This window comes from Pseudoalteromonas sp. BSi20495, assembly GCF_000241185.1.
In the GTDB taxonomy this organism is placed as follows: domain Bacteria; phylum Pseudomonadota; class Gammaproteobacteria; order Enterobacterales; family Alteromonadaceae; genus Pseudoalteromonas; species Pseudoalteromonas fuliginea.
This window is the reverse complement of record NZ_BADY01000119.1, coordinates 1-329: the sequence shown is the minus strand read 5'-3', so window position 1 is coordinate 329 and position 329 is coordinate 1. Positions and strand designations below refer to the sequence as shown.

Below are 329 nucleotides of genomic sequence, written 5' to 3'. Positions count from 1 at the left end.
TCGCTTTTTTTAATATTTCACGCTCCATTTCTAGGCGTTTCACTTGCGCTTTTAGCTCTCTGATCTCTTCTTGCTCAGGGGTTAAATTACCGTTCCCTCTAAAAGCATGCCCATCATCATTTTCAGCTTCTTTTATCCAGCGACCAAGCATGTTGGGATTTACCCCTAAATTTCTAGAGGCTTCTGCTTGTGAGTAGTTTTGCTCAACAACTAATGCGATAGCATCAAGTTTAAATTCTTTGGAATACTTTTTACGTTTTGTCATTATCGATCTCCAGTTAAGTTGATTATCTCTTAACTGGGGTAGTCGAATCCATTAAACCACGTCA

1 protein-coding gene is annotated in these 329 nt (G+C 38.9%); it reads right to left on the bottom strand.

What is annotated here, in order from left to right:
• On the bottom strand, positions 1-265 hold a 265-nt coding region (locus tag P20495_RS20855), incomplete at its 3' end, for an IS3 family transposase (protein ID WP_033016165.1).
• Positions 266-329: the final 64 nt, after the last annotated feature.